The sequence below is a fragment of the Neisseria sp. HMSC075C10 genome, assembly GCF_001815615.1.
In the GTDB taxonomy this organism is placed as follows: Bacteria; Pseudomonadota; Gammaproteobacteria; order Burkholderiales; family Neisseriaceae; genus Neisseria; species Neisseria subflava_A.
The window spans coordinates 116,565-133,085 of sequence record NZ_KV821278.1 but is presented as its reverse complement, the minus strand read 5'-3'; the positions used below and the strand labels follow the sequence as shown (position 1 = coordinate 133,085).

Sequence of the window (16,521 nt, the reverse complement as noted above, 5' to 3'; positions counted from 1 at the left end):
AGCCGCCTTCGGGCGGCTGTGTGTTGAAACTTCTTCAGGAATATATTTAGCGAGTACTTTTTCCACAGCCGCCTTCGGGCGGCTGTGTGTTGAAACGCTCGCTCCACGAAAACGGCAGCCAACTGCTGGCAGCAGCCGCCTTCGGGCGGCTGTGTGTTGAAACAATCCCTATAAGGATGAACAGCACACCGTACAACTCAGCCGCCTTCAGGCGGCTGTGTGTTGAAACCTGAACCGCCGAAGCCACATCTATCAGAAGATGACTCAGCCGCCTTCAGGCGGCTGTGTGTTGAAACTTCGCGCATCAGGCGCGTGCCGATGCGCGTGAACCCAGCCACCTTCGGGCGGCTGTGTGTTAAAACAACCAGCGCGACGTTGCCAAATTCGGCGGCTGTGTGTTGAAACCGCAAGGGCGATATGATCGTGATTTCCAACCGTCCAGCCACCTTCAGGTGGCTGTGTGTTGAAACCGCCCATGATGCTAAAGCAACCTTGGAAAAGCTTGACAGCCACCTTCGGGTCGCTGTGTGTTAAAACTCTAGCAGCTACAAACTTTATGCCGACCTATCCCGTCAGCAGCCTTCGGGAGGCTGTGTGTTCAAATATCGTCCAAGCAGGCCGCTCTTCTTTTGATCCTTCGCTTTCCGAAGCTTTAGTGAAAGCAGTGGAGGATATTAGAAGCAAGTTATAAAGGTTAATAAATGACAATGCCGTCTGAAAAAGTTTCATATGGTATTTTTTCTATTTACATATTAAATTTAACATCATCTTATCATTGCATGATATCAGTCTGAATTTTTTAGAATTTCAATATGAAACCTCTAATTTACTATGCCCATTCCGCGTAAGATAAACTTGGTAATCTCTTACCTTACTAACTCTGGCAAACCTTGCAAAGTCATTCGGTAAATGTTGGCGAAATGGGGGCTGAGTTTGCTTGGGTATTTGGTGCGCAGGAACAGGCCTGCCAGACGGGAAAGCTGCATGGCTTAGGGAAATATTCGGAAGCCTTTAATCATCGATTGCATGGTGGCCCATCAGTCGATCATGCTACCTCCGGCGCAAAATTTCAAAAATGCTTGCTTTATAGTGAATTCCAAAGTATAAGCTGTTGTTCTCTTTCTTAGGCTAGATAACTTTAATTAATGAATTAAAAGGCAAAAATAATGGAAAATAGACAAACCAATTCAACCATCAAATCTCGTGCGGCGGTGGCATTCGCACCAAATCAACCCTTACAAATTGTGGAAATCGACGTAGAAATGCCACGCAAAGGCGAGGTGTTAATCCGCAATACCCATACGGGCGTGTGCCATACTGATGCATTTACGTTATCAGGAAGCGATCCTGAAGGTGTATTCCCTGTGGTGCTTGGGCATGAAGGTGCGGGTGTGGTTGTTGCTGTGGGCGAAGGTGTGTCAAGCGTAAAACCGGGTGATCACGTTATTCCTCTTTATACCGCTGAATGTGGCGAATGTGAGTTTTGCCGTTCAGGTAAAACTAACTTGTGCGTCTCAGTGCGTGATACACAAGGTAAAGGTTTAATGCCGGACGGCACGACGCGTTTTTCTTATCAAGGTCAGCCGATTTATCACTATATGGGCTGTTCGACTTTCAGTGAATACTCAGTTGTTGCCGAAGTTTCATTGGCGAAAATCAACCCGGAAGCGAATCACGAACAAGTATGTTTACTTGGCTGCGGCGTTACTACAGGTATTGGTGCGGTGCATAACACAGCAAAAGTGCAAGAAGGCGACTCTGTGGCGGTGTTTGGCTTGGGGGCGATTGGTTTGGCTGTGGTGCAAGGTGCGCGTCAAGCCAAAGCCGGTCGCATTATCGCTATTGATACCAATCCTTCAAAATTCGAGCTGGCAAAACAGTTTGGTGCAACTGATTGTTTGAACCCAAACGATTACGATAAACCGATCAAAGATGTATTGTTAGACATCAATAAATGGGGCATTGACCATACCTTCGAATGTATCGGCAACGTAAACGTAATGCGCCAGGCATTAGAAAGTGCACACCGTGGTTGGGGACAATCCATTATCATCGGCGTAGCAGGTGCAGGACAAGAAATTTCAACTCGTCCGTTCCAGTTGGTAACAGGTCGTGTTTGGAAAGGCACGGCGTTTGGTGGCGTGAAAGGCCGTTCTGAACTGCCGAAAATGGTCGAAGATTCAATGAAAGGCGACATCCAGTTGGAACCATTTGTGACCCACACAATGACGCTCGATCAAATTAATGAAGCCTTTGAGTTAATGCATGAAGGTAAATCGATCCGCGCTGTTATTCATTACTAAGGTACGCGATGAAACTGATTGAACAACATCAAATTTTTGGTGGTTCGCAACAAGTTTGGGCGCATCATGCCCAAACGCTTCAATGCGAAATGAAATTTGCCGTCTATTTGCCGGATAATCCAGAGAATCGACCGCTTGGTGTGATTTATTGGCTTTCCGGATTAACGTGTACGGAACAAAATTTCATTACCAAATCAGGCTTTCAGCGTTATGCGGCAGAACATCAAGTGATTGTGGTTGCCCCCGATACCAGCCCTCGCGGAGAGCAAGTGCCGAACGATGATGCTTACGATTTAGGGCAGGGTGCGGGTTTTTATCTTAATGCGACCGAGCAGCCTTGGGCGACGAATTATCAAATGTATGATTATATTTTGAATGAGTTGCCTAGTCTGATTGAGGAAAATTTTCCTACCAACGGCAAACGTTCGATTATGGGACATTCAATGGGCGGACATGGCGCATTGGTATTGGCATTGCGAAACCGAGAACGTTATCAAAGTGTTTCTGCCTTTTCGCCCATTTTGTCGCCAAGCCTCGTGCCTTGGGGAGAAAAAGCTTTTACTGCTTATTTAGGGGAAGATCGTGAAAAATGGCAGCAATATGATGCCAACTCGCTCATTCAACAAGGCTATAAAGTGCAAGGTATGCGCATTGATCAGGGCTTGGAAGATGAGTTTTTGCCGACACAATTGCGTACCGAAGATTTTATCGAAACCTGTCGTGCGGCAAATCAACCGGCCGATGTGCGCTTTCACAAAGGCTATGATCATAGCTATTACTTCATCGCCAGTTTTATTGGTGAGCATATTACCTATCATGCGGCATTTTTGAAGTAAGCCAAAGAAGTGATTCGGGAATCGATCAAACGTTGGAATGAACGTTAATTTTCATATTAACGAAAATAAAAGGCATCGGATTGATGCCTTTTATTTTTTATAAATGATGAAAAATAATGCGATTAAAATGAGCTAGCTTGCACACTCTATTTAAATATCCCCCCATTCCAATCCAAATCGCTGTAAATATTTTCTCAATCGGTCGCTGTCATTGACTTTTGCCCTTTCTGTTCGGGAGACGTTGAACAATGCACGGCCGGCGGCGGCCATGTTGGGATGTTTGCGGCATTCGTCGATGACGTGTTGCAGTTGTAGTTTATCGAACAAATCCAATGTGTCCCAATTGACTTTATCGGGGTAGTCTTGTGTTTTTTCAGACGGCCTTTTATGTAAGAGGCCGTCTGAAAAGGGTTCTTCCGACCATAACCATTTGAGGCGTTCGATTTCGGCTTGGACTTGTTCTACCTGTATCCTGCCTTGCGGCGCGAGTGTGGCCAGGCGCATGATGCTGGCGGCGAGGTCGCGGAAATTGCCGCGCCATGGTGCTTGGTTGGAGTGGGCGAAGTCAAGGTAGGCGGCCAGGGCTTCTTTGTTGAAGCGGGTGGTTCGGCCGAGTTCTTGCGAGGCTAGGGCAAGCTGGTGTTCGACGTTGGGCTCGATGTCTTCGCGGCGGTTGGCGAGTGCGGGCAGTGGGTAATTCCAGATGTTGATGCGGGCGAACAGGTCTTCGCGGAAGCGTCCGGCGCGGATTTCGTGGCGCAGGTCGCGGTTGGTACCGGCGATGAGTTGGAAGTCGCTTTTGACTTCGCTGTCGCTGCCGACGGGATAAAAGTGTTTTTCTTCAATGGCTTTGAGCAACATGGCTTGCTCGTCTAAGCCCAATTCGCCGATTTCGTCTAAAAACAATACGCCGCCGTCGGCAGTTTTCAGATAACCTTCACGTTTTTCTGCGGCGCCGGTAAAGGCGCCTTTTTTGTGGCCGAACAGGGCAGATGCTGCGCCGTCGCCGCGAAGGGTGGCGCAGTTTACATCGACAAATGTGCCTTTAATCAGATGGCGTGCTTTTTTCAATTCAAAAATCCTGCGTGCCAGCATAGATTTGCCTGCGCCTGTGGGGCCGGAAAGAAGAATGGGGGAAGGGGAGTTGAGTGCGACCTGTTCGATTTCGGCAATCATGCGGTTGAAGGCAGCGTTTTGGGTGGAAATACCGCTTTTCAGGTAGCGCACTGCGTCGTCGCGTACGGCGGCAAGGCGTTCTGCCAGTACGTCGTAACGAGCCAAGTCCAAATCAATGATTTCATAACTGCCGACATTGCCGTCCTCCATACTGCGTCTTTGATTTTTGGGCGGAGCGGTTTGTAACAGTACGCCGGGGATTTGACGCGATTCCACCAATAAAAACAGGCAGATTTGGGCAACGTGCGTACCCGTGGTGATGTGGGTGAGATAGGTTTCTTCTTCTATATCAAATGGATAGCTTGCTGCCCAATCGTGCAGCTTGGTATAAACCTCGGAGAAATCCCACGGGTTTGCCAGCTCCATAGGCACGAGATTGACGACTGTGTGCGGCGATACTTGCTGAATATCGGCTTTTACATGATCCGCCAGTTCGCGGTATTTTTCCGCATAAAACAGCTCCATGCGGTCAAGATGAAAATCTTGACGCTGATTCATGGCGACATTTGGCCGCCATTTCAACCAACGCCCTTGACCGAAACCGCTGTCCAATACCGTACCGAGAAAGCTGACGGCGACTTGTTTTTTGTTACTCATCTTTTATTCCGTTTATTCCGTTTGAGTCTCAGACAGCCTTGTATTCAAGCTGCCTTCTTCATGTTTGAGATGGCCTGAAAAACTCTTTTTACTCAGGCGGTATCACTAACATAGGAATAACAAGCGTCCATTTTTCCAGCTTTTGAGTGCCGATTTTTTCTGGGATACGTTGGCGAAATGATTCTCCGACTTCGTCTAAATAACGTACTCTGAAAGTGTTGGCATAGGCGGTAGTTTTTGTCGGCAACGGTGGTAATTTGACGGTACGGGCAACTTCAATATCATCAGAAAGGAAAATATATCTGCCATCCTCCGTCCGCTTCATTTCCAGTGGGTCGTCTTTTTTCAGCTTCGCAGCAGCAAACAGACGTTGTTTCACAGTTTCGACATTGTTGTGACAGACAATGAAGTCGATATCCAAATCACTTTTGCTATCGGTTTCTCCCTCGACTGCCGTGTTTCGATAAGCTGCCAAACGTCTGTATTCGGTATTCAACTCAGGTAATTCGGTAAAGATTTGAGCCACGTTTTCAATATCATCAGGTAGCTTTGTCATCCAAGGATGCTCTGGAGTAGTTTGCAGTAGGGTCAGTGTTTCTATGGCACGAGTCATAGCGACGTAATAAAGCCTCTGTTCGGCTTCGTCAACTCCCTGCCAACCGCCGTCTAAAATGAAGACGTGCTTAAACTCCAACCCTTTGACTGCGTGCGCCGTGCCTAGAAATATACCTTCCGAACGGGTTTCATGTTCATCACCTACATATTCGTAGAGCCAGCTTTTCAGAAAGGCAGACGAATATCGGTTAACAGTGCCACTACCGTTTTCAGACGACCCGTTGTCTTCTATGGGCGACGCTTGGATTTCTGCCTCACGACTCTCTGCAAGGTTATCCGACTTTTCAGGTAGCTTCTCATCTTGCAGTGGATATTCGTTTAAGAAATCAGTTTGTAATTGCCTAAACCAAACACACCAACTGCCACCGCTTTTTTTCACTTGTTCACTAATAAGTTCTGCAAAAGCTTGTGATGTAAAGCCTTCGGTTTGTTTTTCCACGCCATCAATCAGGCGGACAAACTCACGGGTGTGACGCAATTTGATTTTGCTGCTTTTGTCGGCACTCAAAAAATAAGGTATGCCGTTTTGTTCACACCATGCCTGCAGAGGTTTGAGACTGGCATTATGACGGGATAAAACTGCAATCTCATTCCATGCGACTTCGCTCAAGGTTTTCAGACGACCTATTTCGGTGATAACAGCTTGTGCCTGTATGTTGCTGCTGCTACCGAACGGCAGGCTGATGTGGCGCACACGCCCCTGCCTTTCGCTGTCTGTTGCAGCCCATACGCCACCGTTGGGCTGTGTTTGACGTTCAGGGTTGATAACAATCGGATGCAGCGTTTTCAGACGACCTGTCATGCCGTTTATCACGCTGTTGGCAGCGCTGATGATGTATTGCGTACTGCGGTAGTTGTAGGTCAAATAGTCGGGTTGGGCAACGTCGTAGTCTTTTTGGAAACGGTGTATGTACTCGTTGCTCGTGCCATTGAAGGCGTAGATGTTTTGGTCATCGTCACCGACCGCCAGAATCGTCAGCTTGTCTTCTTCAGCCCGCTTCCTACCCGCAAGCGCAGAAACGAGCCGGTAGTGTTCTTCGCTGATGTCTTGGTATTCATCTACCAGAATATAGCGGAAACCTGCCATGATACGTTCGCGTGTCTCGTCGCTACCATCATCGTTTTCAAGGTCGTCTGAAAGCATAGCGGCAGCCTGCCTGCACCATTCTTTAAACTGACTTTTGCCATATTCTCGGTTGTTGCCGTCAAAACGAACCCCCAAAAGCCGCATTGCCATACCGTCATAAGTCATGACCGTAACGGCAGCAGCAAGAGGACCGACCAGTCCGAACAGGCGGCGCTTGACCTCCTGCGCCGCCAACCGGTTGAAAGTCAATACAATGATGGCGGATGCGGGAACATGTTGCACCCGTAAAAGGTAAGCAACACGGTGCACAATAACTCGCGTTTTGCCTGAACCCGGTCCGGCAAGAATAAGACGGTTACTGCCGCTTTGGTCGGTAACAACGGCTTTCTGCATCTCATTCAGCCCATCTGTAATTTCGCGCAGAGTTTGTGGCGATGCAGGCTCGTCCAATTCTTTCAGACGACCTTTAAACCATTTATTCTTAAAATTCTTTTCTTCCAAGCCAAAGTAATCACGCACCAAATTCAACCCTTCAGTAAGATTTTTCAGTGCGCGAAGGGCATATTCCTGCATCACATGGATTTGAAAGCGTTTTTCGCCGTAAAAAATGGAAAGCGGTTTATAGTCCTCCGCAAGATACTGGCGTTTAGCTGAGAGTGCTTTTGGATTGGGTGTAATAGTCATGGCATGTCTCAGAATGGTCATACCGTGATTGAGTTTGATAATGCCTTGTTTGTGCATAAACAGCAGTGTCTGCCTGAGCAGAAGCTCGCGACGGTCAGCCGGGATTTGTACCGATAATACCAAATCGTCGGCAAGCTGCTGCACCAATTCACCCATACGGGTTTCAACCATTACGTCTTTTTGACGCACTCCATTGGTTTTTGTCATTAGGAATGGTAAAAGGCACAGACCGATATTACGGCGAAGTTCGGCATTGTTTTGTAGGTTTTCCCAACTGTCGCTTTGGGGATTCTTGAAACGTACTTTCAAAAGGTTGTTGCCAACATCACGGATTTGGAAACTTCCACTGCTGTTTGTTCGCTCTGCTGCTTTATCATCGGCAAGCGACTGCATCAGAAGTTTGATTTCAGCAGGATTGGTTTCTAAACCTACCTCATGCATTTGGTGGCAGACAGCGCTCAATGAGAGGTTTTGCCAAATACCTTGATCTGCTTCTGGAATTTCGTTTTTTAAAATCTGCCAGAGTTTTTCCTCACAGGCGATAACTTGTGCCAGACGTTTGTCGGCAGGCTTTATGTTATCGGTACGCAAAATGATCGTCATATGCGTATCGTTGGTAAGGATACCCAATTCCTCCAGCTTTTTTAGATGACCTCGCAATTCGGTGAAACTACATGCTGTTGCCTGCACCAAATCATCGGTACTCAAAGGCGCGTCCTCTGGCGCTTTAAACACAATTTCGGCAATCGTTTGGTAAATTTCCGAGATACGCTTGCTGAACTTGTTTTTTTCAATAATCGCCAGCACCTCATCTAGATTCAGACGACCTGAGCGTGCGGGGAAAATACGGGTTTGATTTTCCTTACGTTCCAATAAGTCTGCACGTTCCAACCATGCCAATACGGTTTTGACTTTGGTATCTGCCTGTCTATCATCGCTGTCAAAACTCATGTACTCCTCGGTGTCGCGCAAAATTTCGCCACCTGTTGCCACGATTTCACCGCAATGGTCTTTGCCGTATGCCGCCTGATTCAGCCAACCAACTTTCTTCCACACTGATTTCAAATCGCGCAATTCGATTTGCGACATTTTGCTGATGGAAAACTGCGTATCCACGTCTTTGCCGTCATACAGCAACACGCATTTTGCCTCTGCCTGATCACGCCCTGCTCTGCCCGCTTCCTGCAAATAATTTTCCAGCGAGCCGGTGATTTCAGCGTGAATAACCAAGCGTACGTCAGGTTTATCCACGCCCATACCAAAGGCGTTGGTGGCGACAATAACGCGCAAATTACCGCCAATAAACTGGTTTTGAATATCGGCTTTTTCGTTGTTCCCCAAGCCTGCGTGGAAATGCTCACATGCCCAGCCTTGTTCTTTCAGATAATCTGAATAGGTTTCCGCACTTTTCCGCCGCCCGACAAATACCACTGCACCTCCGCTTTGATGATCAAGTTCACGATGCAACAGTTCGTTGATTTTTTGCTTTTTAAGGTCATCTGAAATTTCCAGCACATCATAAAACAGATTGTCGCGCTCGTTGTCACCAATAAATTGGCGGAATTCAATACCAGCCTCTTCACGGAAATGGTTAGTGATGTCGGCGAGGACATCAGGTTTGGCAGTAGCAGTAAAACAACTTATCGGAGCAACCGTACCGTTGTTTTTGCTGTGTTTAGCGATAAATTTGACTGCGTATAGATAGTCTGGACGGAAATCATGGCCCCATTTAGACAGACAATGTGCCTCATCGAATACCCAGCCGTTGATTTGGCGTTGCGAAATAGCGTTAATAAAACTGGTGTTGCGGAACTGTTCAGGCGCGACAAACAAAATGCCGATATCGCCTAAGGCTATTTTGTCTAAAATTTGGGCGCGCTCAACCACCTCAACCAAGCCGTTAAGCATAGCAGCGCAGGTAGCTCCTTTTTTCTCCAAACCGTCCAACTGATCTTTCATCAGCGATTGCAAAGGTGAAACAACTATTGTCAAGCCTCCGTTGCGGTAGTAGCGGTTGAGTGCTGGCAACTGATAACACAAGGATTTGCCGCCGCCCGTGGGTAGCACCGCCAGCGTATGCAACCCCTTCATACCTGATTGCACCACAGCACGTTGTCCACCATCAAATCCTTTTACATCGCGAAAAGTAGGTAGTTTGAAATAACGCTGTAACTGCGCTTCAGGATTGAGTGTATCCTGACAATAACGGCATTCCGTACTACCGCAATCATGGTCGCGCAATTCGGCAATCAGCCGAGCCGTATCGGGAAACTGGTGCCTCACCCACGGAGCTAACACAGAATTACCACCAGAGACATTTAACCAAGATAAGGCATAGCTGAGGGAAGGATATATGGCAGGATTGCGGATGTCAGTTTTCATTAACTCCAAAAAACGTGTACGGCAGACTTTCAGACGACCTTGATCATTGTTGTCCTGCATCATCAACCAAATAGTGTCGATCAGTTTCTTGACATCTGGCGATGTATCACGCTCGGGAATCATAATGTCTTCTGAAAGACGATACGGCAGGGGTATATCAGACAGGGCTGTCCACAGCGCAAACTCCTCGGGCTTTTCGGCTTTGATTTTTCCGAACGCAGTGCATTGGTCTTGAAAAAGCTGCCAGCAAGCGTGACAGTCGGCAAGCGGGGAATTAATTTCAGAAGAGATGATTTTATGGTTTTTGATTAGTCGGTGATACGGATTTTGCGGAAATGCCAAAGGCGAGAGCCATAGCGTATCGATAACAGGCACTTTAAGCCATGCGGCTTCGGGCACTACGGCCTTCAAATATTTTAAATCGTGCCCGAGGATGTTGTGCCCCATCAGCCACTTTAATCCACTGGTCAGATGAGCCATTTCACACAAGGCGGTATGAAAACCCTTTTCTCCACGAAAAGCTTTTTCAAAAAACAAACCTGAGTCGGGGCGGAATGCACCAATTTTGAACGGCTTGTCGGTTTTTGGATCGACTTCCAAATCAATGATAAGAACAGCGGGGATTTGTCCTTTTATAGCGGTATTCATTTTTAGACGACCTCTAAACAAATTAAACAATTCTTTCCAAGACAAATGCGCCGTAATCATCGCCCAACGGCAGCTCGAAATCCGTATGCAGGATTTGGCGTTTGACTTGTACGGTTTCGTCAGTTTTCGGATTAAAACCTTCTTTTAAGGCCGTCTGAAAATACACACCGAAGCCACGTTTCTGCCACGCAGGCAGTTCGTTGAAATTGATATTGTTTTCAAATAACAAATCGTGCTTTTGCACGCGTGTCAGGCCGCTGACGGCATCTGTAGCGCGGGACACGCTTTCTCCTTTCTTGCGCAACATCCAATAGCAGTGGGCGTTGAGCGCGTTACGGTATGAGTCTTCATGCCGCCAACGGAAATAATCGACCACCAGTTTTTCGTTCGGCAAAACGCAAACTCTAGCATCAAAAGCGGCGGTCTGCCCGTGCGCCACGGAAAAGGCGGCGCTGGCTTCTCCCGCCAATACTGAAATGATTTTGCGCGTTTTGCGTTTGAACGTATCGTCGTCTCGGCGCAGCAACAGTGAAATTTCATCGCTTTCCGAATAGCCGTACGCTACATTGAAACCACACTGCATCAGATGGCGGACGGTGTGTGCCATCAGGTCGCGAAAACGAATGTCGAACGGGGCTTCAAACTGCCAAATTTCCTTGGTCAGTCGTGTAAAACCGCGCCCGTCTAAGCGAACAACAATAAAATTTTCCAGTGGTACGCAAAAATCATAAGCGGTTTCGTATTGTCGCAAGCGTTTGTCCAAATCATCGAATCGCATTATATATCCTTGTATATTTTATTTTCTATATAACTATCTATAAACATATTTTTTAGCATTTTACGCTTCTTGCCGATAAAAGCCACTTTAAAATATATTTTCTTTATATTCAATTGATTAAAAATTATTTTTATAAAAATTTTATTCTTGGCACGCTGTTGGCTATGTTGTGAATGTAACGATACAGCAGATGCTTCGGGAAATACAGTTACCGGAGAAAAATTTTCCGTAAATTTAGTTGCTGTGTGGTTACAGGGCGAATGCCAACAAGACTACATTTGGATTAACAGGTTCGAATCCTGTCTCGTCTGATAGACGTTGAACGTCTTGTTTATTTAGTCGCCCACCCTTTTTCAATATGGCAGGCAAATGCCTAGGGAAACTACAACATGGATATCCTTATGTCGCAGGTTCGAGTCCTGTCTCTGTTGTTCAAAATAGCAGAGTAGCTCAGTTGGTAGAGCCAAGGCATGTTTCCCTTAAAAACTTGTTGCGTGCCATATTACTTTTACGGCAGCAGGCGGATGTCTGGAGAGAATACATGAACCTTTCACGTTAAAACCGTTTCTCTTCATGTTTATCCGCTACGCTGCCACCCATGCAAGGCCGTCTGAAATATTCGGACGGGCTGATATAAAAACCGTTTTCGGTACATTCGGCGAATGCCGGAGGAATTACAGCCTGTAAAGCTCGAGGTCGCGGGTTCGAGTCCCGTCTCTGCCGCCAACTATGGCAGAGTAGCTCAGAGGATAGAGCGCGTAAAAATTTCTCCACTCTTTGTTGCCCAATGTACCACCCCTTATGGGCGAATGCCATTAGGATTACATTCCTTCCTTGCTACAAACCCGAATGATCCTAATTAAACTAGTCGCCCTACGGCAGTAGGCGGATGCCCGGAAGAGAATACATTAGCTTTCAGTTAAAAACGCTTCTCTTCATCTTTAGCCGCCACACTGCCACCCATTCAAGGCCGTCTGAAAAACAAAGCTAAAACAAGTTCAGACGGCCTCAAACCAACAATATGAAAGAAAATGAAAATGGCTAATACTACCTTGTTTCAATCGATTAAAAACTGTTTTACTAAAACCGATACCTATAATGAAGCCGGCGGCATCGCCTACACGCTGACACCCAAACAACAGCTGGCCCAGCTTGCCGCTACCGGTTGTCTGAACAATACCTTCTATGCTGATGCACAAAGCCAGCTTGACCAAGTGCTGAAATTGGCAGAAAGCCTGGATGCCGAGTTTATCGCCAAAACTGCCGTATATGCCCGTCAAAAAGGTTTTATGAAAGATATGCCTGCGCTGTTGCTTGCCGTATTGGCGCAAAAAGATGTGAACATGCTCGCCCGCGTCTTCGACCAAGTAGTGGACAACGGTAAAATGTTGCGTAATTTCGCACAAATTATCCGCAGTGGCGCAGTCGGCAGAAAATCTTTCGGCAACCGTCCGAAAAAACTGATGCAGACTTGGCTTTTGACCGCCACCGAAAAACAACTGTTGAACGCCGCCGTCGGTAATTCGCCGTCGCTGGCAGACGTGGTCAAAATGGTGCACCCCAAACCGCGTGAAGCATGGCGCGCCGCATGGTTTGCATGGCTGATCGGCAAACCTTACGACCGCGAAGCATTGCCGCCCATTACCCGCGCTTTTGAAGATTACAAACAAAGCCGAGAAGGCGAATTGCCCAACGTTCCTTTCCAAATGCTTACTGCTTTAGACTTGAACAGCGGCGACTGGGCGCAAATTGCCTGTAACGGTTCATGGCAGCAGGTTCGTCAAAACCTGAACACTTTCCTGCGCCACGAAGTATTTGCGAAAAGCAAAAACATCAAAATGGTGGCAGAAAAACTGCGTGACGAAACCGCCATTGCCCGCGCCCGCGTCCTGCCTTACCAATTGCTGACCGCGTATCAGGCAACATCTAATCAAATGCCGTCTGAAATCCGTGAAGCCCTGCAAGATGCGATGGAAACCGCCGTACAAAACGTACCGGTAATCCAAGGCAAAGTCGTGGTTTGTCCGGACGTTTCCGGCTCTATGCACAGCTCGGTTACAGGCTATCGCGGCAGCGCGACCAGCAAAACCCGCTGCATCGACATTGCCGCGCTCGTATCCGCCGCCATGTTGCGTACCAATCCGCAAGCCCGCGTGATACCGTTTGAACAAATCACGGTAAACGTGCAGCTCAATCCGCGCGACAGCATCATGACCAACGCCGAAAAACTCGCCAATATCGGCGGCGGCGGAACGGCATGCAGCGCACCGCTCGCCATGCTGAACCGTGAAAAAGCCGATGTGGATTTGGTCATCATCGTATCAGACAACGAAAGTTGGGCAGATGACAGCCAAGGATGGGGCGCCACAACCAGCCTGATGAAAGAGTGGGACATTCTGAAACGACGTTGTCCGGAAGCCAAACTCGTTTGTCTGGATATCCAGCCCTACACTAAGGCTCAAGCACGAAACCGTCAGGATATCTTGAACATCGGCGGCTTCTCCGACCAAGTATTCTCCCTGATTGGCTCCTTTGCCAAACGAGGTATGGGTACAGATTTCTGGGTAGAAGAGATTGAGAAAACGCCGTTGGCAGCTGTGAACTGAAGCTAAGGCCGTCTGAAAAAAGGGTAGAAATATTTTTCAGACGGCCTATTTATTCAGGACACGCTGTGAAAAAGAATAAGGAAACAAAATGCAAAAATTTATCTTAATCCGCGGTCATCAAGGTTCGGGAAAATCGACGTTTGCCGAACAAAAAGCCGCTGAATTTAAAGTGCAGTATCAGGATGCGGAAGTGGTCCGTATTGAAAACGATTTGTTCATTACCGATGAATACGGCGAATATCGTTGGTCGGGTGAAGCAGTGGATAAGGCGCAAAAACGTGGTAATGCTTTGATGACTGAAACCTTGAGACTTGGACGTCAAAATCCGAATCGAAATATTCTGATCATTAATTCCAATACCAACCAAAAAGCTTCGCGTTGCCGTCATTTATTGGATCAGGCGGAGAAAAGCGGTTTTGAAACAGAGGTCTATCGACTGCACAATTTCTATCCCAACCTGCATGGCGTGAAAGAGCATGACGTATTGGCGGCGTATATCAAGCTGAACCAAAACCGAGTGGCAAACGAAATCCACATCGAGGCCGTGCAACCAGCAAATGCGGAACAGTTAGAAAAAATCGAGCAGATGCAGGCTATCGATCATAAGCCGCTGGTATTTGATGAGGCGCAGCAAACCTTTGTGACCGATCATTATCTGCAACACGGCAGCCGCAACTTTACCGCCAAAGCATCTAAGCGTTATCCTGAATTGCGCGTGTTGAAATACGCACGCAGCGTGTTCTATAACAACCGCTTTGATGATGCTTTGCTGGAAATGCGCGGTTTGATTATCGATGCGCATAATCGAATCATCGTGCGCCCGTTTAAAAAAGTGTTCAATTATTCGGAACGTATTGCCAAAGGCAGCCGCTATCCGATCAGAATCAGCGACGAGAGATTGGTGGACGCAGTGGTGAAAGTAAACGGCTTCCTCGGCTGCTGCACTTTCGTCTCGCTTTCAGACGACCATCCGTCCCATGGCGCAACGTTTGACGGCAAAGTGCTGTATTCGACTACAGGTTCGCTTGATAGCGCGTTTGCCGACATGACCGCCGCACATTGCGCTCAATACGAAACCCTGTTCCGCACGTATCCGAACCATACTTTTTTGTTTGAAATCACAGATGCGAAAGACGTTCACATCATCCGTGAAGAATTGGGCGAAACCCTAATCGGCTGTATCGACGTGGCGACAGGCCGTCAGTTTGGCGAAGCCGAATTGGACGAAATCGGCAAACAATACGGCATCCGCCGCCCTGAAACGTTGAAAAACATCACGTTCGGGGAGCTGAAAGGTCGTCTGAAAAACGTGGAACACGAAGGTTTTATGGTATTTGATGCCCAAAACGGCAAAATGCTGTTTAAACTCAAATCGCCGTATTACCTAATTTCCAAGTTTTTAGGACGAAGCAACGAGGGCAATATCGGCCGCAAACTGGACAAACGCCATGTTGATGAAGAATTTTATCCTTTAATCGACTACATCCACGAATATCAGGAAACGTTCAACGCTATGTCGGAATTGGATAAAATCGCGTTCATTCAGGCGTTTTTGAGACAGTTGTAAGGTCGTCTAAAAATATATGGAGCAACATGTATTTATTTTCCGCGCTCGTATGCTTCAATTTCACCGACTTTAGGTGCATAGCCGCTGTTTGTGTCGTGACGCAAGTCCAACCAGATATCGACCAATGCCCAAGCAGCCGGAGCGGCAATCACGTTTTGCCCCATACATAAAACCTGCGCATCATAGTTTTCCACCGAGCCGTGGAGCGTGAGTAAATCATGCGCCGTTGCCGCCCGTATGCCGCGCACCTTATTGGCGGCGATTGCCGTACCCACGCCGGTGCCGCAAATCAACAGCGCACGGTCGGCGCGTCCTGCCGCGACTTCTTCGGCCGCGGCAAACGAGAGTTGCGGATAGGTCCCTTCGGGCGAGGATAAATCGACCAAGCTGCTGACGCGCGGGTCGTTTTGCAGATGCGCTTTGAGCGCGTCTTTCAATATTGCGCCGTTGGCCGGCGCGGCAATAACCAAACGCATAAAAACTCCTTGAAGCACACAATAAACATTACTCAGCATACGCCCGCGCGTGATACGATTCAAGCCTGCAACGCAGAAAGCACGGTATGAGCAAAACCTACTTCACATCAGACCTACATTTTTCGCATAAAAACATCGCCAAATTCTGTCCGCAATTTCGACCGTTCGATAACGTGGAGCAGATGGATGAATTTTTAATCCGGATATGGAATGAAACCGTTACGCCTGAAGATACGGTGTACAACTTGGGCGATTTTTCCTTTGCCCAAGACTATAAGCAGATAGAGCGCGTTTTGTCGCGGTTAAACGGGCAACATCACTTGATTTACGGCAATCATGATCATGTGATTCGGCAGCATGCCGATTTTTTCCGCAGCCAAACCAAGCATGACGGTCATCCGCTGCTGTCGTCCATACGGCCGTATTTGAAACTCAAATTGCCGGAAATTAAGAATATGCTGGTTCTCTTTCACTATCCGATTCAGGAATGGGACGGCTGCTATCAGGGTTGGTATCACTTGTACGGCCATTTGCATGACAGGGTGGCGGAAATCAAAGGGCGTGCTTTAAATGTCGGATTTGATTTGCACGGCCGTTTTTTGACGGCAGAAGACGTCGATAAGTTTTTGTGCGATTTGCCTAAAATTTCGTATTTTGGCGAAGCAGGGTTGAAAGCCAACTCGCCGGAAGAAGCGGCTGAGCTGGTGTCTCGGAAACTGGCGCAGTTAAATCAGGTATAATTTCAGACGGCCTTTGCGGATTTCCG

10 protein-coding genes and 1 pseudogene are annotated in these 16,521 nt (G+C 47.6%); 6 read left to right on the top strand and 5 right to left on the bottom strand.

What is annotated here, in order from left to right; all coding sequences use genetic code 11:
• Positions 1-197: 197 nt before the first annotated feature.
• A complete protein-coding gene (locus tag HMPREF3047_RS11460; protein ID WP_168165911.1) occupies positions 198-410 on the bottom strand; it encodes a hypothetical protein in 213 nt (70 codons plus the stop codon).
• A gap of 402 nt (positions 411-812) precedes the next feature.
• On the opposite strand from HMPREF3047_RS11460, the pseudogene HMPREF3047_RS11645 reads away from it, so the two are divergent.
• The 3 genes and pseudogenes from HMPREF3047_RS11645 to fghA form a co-directional block, all read left to right on the top strand.
• Positions 813-1,067, top strand: a pseudogene (locus HMPREF3047_RS11645) (CRISPR-associated helicase/endonuclease Cas3); the annotation flags it as partial.
• A gap of 126 nt (positions 1,068-1,193) precedes the next feature.
• Positions 1,194-2,303 carry an S-(hydroxymethyl)glutathione dehydrogenase/class III alcohol dehydrogenase gene (locus HMPREF3047_RS10615; protein WP_210399768.1) on the top strand — a complete coding sequence of 370 codons (1,110 nt, stop codon included), beginning with the start codon at positions 1,194-1,196 and terminating at the stop codon, positions 2,301-2,303.
• A gap of 8 nt (positions 2,304-2,311) precedes the next feature.
• Positions 2,312-3,139 (top strand): S-formylglutathione hydrolase, encoded by an 828-nt coding sequence (gene fghA / locus HMPREF3047_RS10610; RefSeq protein WP_070714150.1) that lies wholly within the window; start codon positions 2,312-2,314, stop codon positions 3,137-3,139.
• 150 nt (positions 3,140-3,289) lie between these two features.
• On the opposite strand, the gene rtcR is transcribed toward fghA, so the two are convergent.
• The 3 genes from rtcR to HMPREF3047_RS10595 form a co-directional block, all read right to left on the bottom strand.
• The gene (gene rtcR, locus HMPREF3047_RS10605; RefSeq protein ID WP_070714147.1) at positions 3,290-4,912 is read right to left on the bottom strand and encodes an RNA repair transcriptional activator RtcR; all 1,623 of its coding nucleotides are present in this window, start codon (positions 4,910-4,912) and stop codon (positions 3,290-3,292) included.
• An 88-nt stretch (positions 4,913-5,000) separates the two neighbouring features.
• Positions 5,001-10,328, bottom strand: coding sequence for a RecQ family ATP-dependent DNA helicase (locus HMPREF3047_RS10600; protein WP_070714145.1), 5,328 nt, complete (start codon positions 10,326-10,328; stop codon positions 5,001-5,003).
• A gap of 22 nt (positions 10,329-10,350) precedes the next feature.
• Complete coding sequence (locus tag HMPREF3047_RS10595) at positions 10,351-11,106, bottom strand: tRNA(His) guanylyltransferase Thg1 family protein (protein ID WP_070714143.1); 756 nt, start codon at positions 11,104-11,106, stop codon at positions 10,351-10,353.
• Positions 11,107-12,137: 1,031 nt separating this feature from the next.
• On the opposite strand from HMPREF3047_RS10595, the gene HMPREF3047_RS10590 reads away from it, so the two are divergent.
• A complete protein-coding gene (locus HMPREF3047_RS10590; protein WP_070714138.1) occupies positions 12,138-13,712 on the top strand; it encodes a vWA domain-containing protein in 1,575 nt (524 codons plus the stop codon).
• An 88-nt stretch (positions 13,713-13,800) separates the two neighbouring features.
• Positions 13,801-15,279, top strand: coding sequence for an RNA ligase (locus HMPREF3047_RS10585; protein WP_070714135.1), 1,479 nt, complete (start codon positions 13,801-13,803; stop codon positions 15,277-15,279).
• Between the two features lie 32 nt (positions 15,280-15,311).
• On the opposite strand, the gene HMPREF3047_RS10580 is transcribed toward HMPREF3047_RS10585, so the two are convergent.
• Positions 15,312-15,755, bottom strand: coding sequence for an RpiB/LacA/LacB family sugar-phosphate isomerase (locus HMPREF3047_RS10580; RefSeq protein ID WP_039862203.1), 444 nt, complete (start codon positions 15,753-15,755; stop codon positions 15,312-15,314).
• An 86-nt stretch (positions 15,756-15,841) separates the two neighbouring features.
• Here HMPREF3047_RS10580 and HMPREF3047_RS10575 point away from each other — a divergent pair, with 86 nt between their 5' ends.
• Positions 15,842-16,495 carry a metallophosphoesterase gene (locus tag HMPREF3047_RS10575; protein WP_070714130.1) on the top strand — a complete coding sequence of 218 codons (654 nt, stop codon included), beginning with the start codon at positions 15,842-15,844 and terminating at the stop codon, positions 16,493-16,495.
• Positions 16,496-16,521 lie beyond the last annotated feature (26 nt).